The sequence below is a fragment of the Roseovarius sp. MMSF_3281 genome, from assembly GCF_030733685.1.
In the GTDB taxonomy this organism is placed as follows: Bacteria; Pseudomonadota; Alphaproteobacteria; order Rhodobacterales; family Rhodobacteraceae; genus Roseovarius.
Window position 1 is genome coordinate 1 of the sequence record NZ_JASHIM010000058.1, and the last position, 1,394, is coordinate 1,394.

General features: G+C 63.3%; 1 protein-coding gene. It reads left to right on the forward strand.

Annotated elements, in window-relative coordinates; all coding sequences use genetic code 11:
* Positions 1–101: 101 nt before the first annotated feature.
* The gene (locus RBB32_RS21280; RefSeq protein ID WP_073038252.1) at positions 102–1,328 is read left to right on the forward strand and encodes an IS256 family transposase; all 1,227 of its coding nucleotides are present in this window, start codon (positions 102–104) and stop codon (positions 1,326–1,328) included.
* The last annotated feature ends 66 nt before the right edge of the window (positions 1,329–1,394 follow it).

Here is a 1,394-nt window from a genome sequence, read left to right on the forward strand (position 1 = left end):
GGGTCGTGTCTCGGAGTTGGTGGAAATTTGAAGGCGGCGTAATCTCCGGGTGAACATCCACCCACCCAACCGGCGGCGGCAACCGCCAGGGAGATCACGCCATGACCAAGAATACCGATACTTCCAGCTTTTCGCTACTGGCCCATGAGGCCGGGTTCGATCCGATCGAGGAGCGGCTCCGGATGAACGTCCGCGCGACCATCGAGGCCGTTTTTGAGGAGGAACTCGCCAGCTTTCTTGGTCGCCTGCGCTACGACCGTGGCGACGGAGCTGCGAAAGGCTATCGCCACGGGCACCGCGAACGGCAGCTCACCGGCACCTTCGGGACGGAAACGGTGAGGGTGCCGCGGGCCCGGATCGAGGATGACGCTGGCAAGGTGACGGAATGGCGCTCGAAAGCGCTGCCCCGTTACCAGCGGTTGACCAAGAAGGCCGAAGCCTTGATCGCCGCAGTCTATCTCTCCGGCACCAATACCCGGCGCGTCAAGCGGGCACTGTTCGGGCTGTTCGAGGGCGCCGTCAGCAAGGACGTGGTCAGCCGCGCCTGGCGCAAGGTGAAAGTCGACTGGGACGCGTGGTGCGCCCGCAGCCTCGCCGATGAGGACATCATTCGCATCATTCTCGATGGCACCGTGATCAAGACCCGCATCGACAAGAAGGCCACGAACATCTCGGTGCTGGCCGCCATCGGCGTGCGGCGCGACGGTCAGAAGGTGCTGCTTTCCATAAGAAACATGGGCGGCGAGAGCACCGCTGCATGGCGACAGTTCCTCGATGATCTTGATGCCCGAGACCTGAAACGGCCCGAATTCGTGATCGTTGATGGCGCCCCGGGGCTGGAAGCTGCGCTCGTGGGGTTGTGGGGAGAGGATCTGCCGATCCAGCGCTGCACGGTTCACAAGCACCGCAACCTTCTGGCCCATGCCCCGAAGCACATGCATGACGAGCTGACCGAAGACTACCGGGACATGATCTATGCCGACACCGCGGCCGAGATCGATAAGCGGCGCAGGGCGTTCCTGCGCAAGTGGCGCCTGAAGTGCCGGGCTGTCGCCGATAGCCTGGAGGAAGCGGGGGACCGGCTCTTCACATTCACCCGCCTCGATCCAACGCAATGGAAGTCCGCCAGGACCACCAACGCCATTGAGCGCCTCAACGAGGAGTTCCGCCGCCGCATCAAGACCCAGACCGTGTTGCCCTGTGCCGAGACCGTGCCGATGCTGCTATGGGCGCTGCTCGCCTCCGGTCAGATCCAGATGCGAAAGGTCGACGGCTGGGAAACCCTCTCTCAGCCCCTCGAACCCATGCCCCTTGACCTCGCAGCCTAAAACACCGACTCTTCATATGCCCGGAGCGCGCCGCCAAGGAATTTCCACAGCATTCGCGACACGACC

Coding starts and splice junctions, on each gene's coding strand:
- RBB32_RS21280 (WP_073038252.1), top strand. CDS start 102: ATGACCAAGAATACCGATACTTCCAGCTTTTCGCTACTGGCCCATGAG.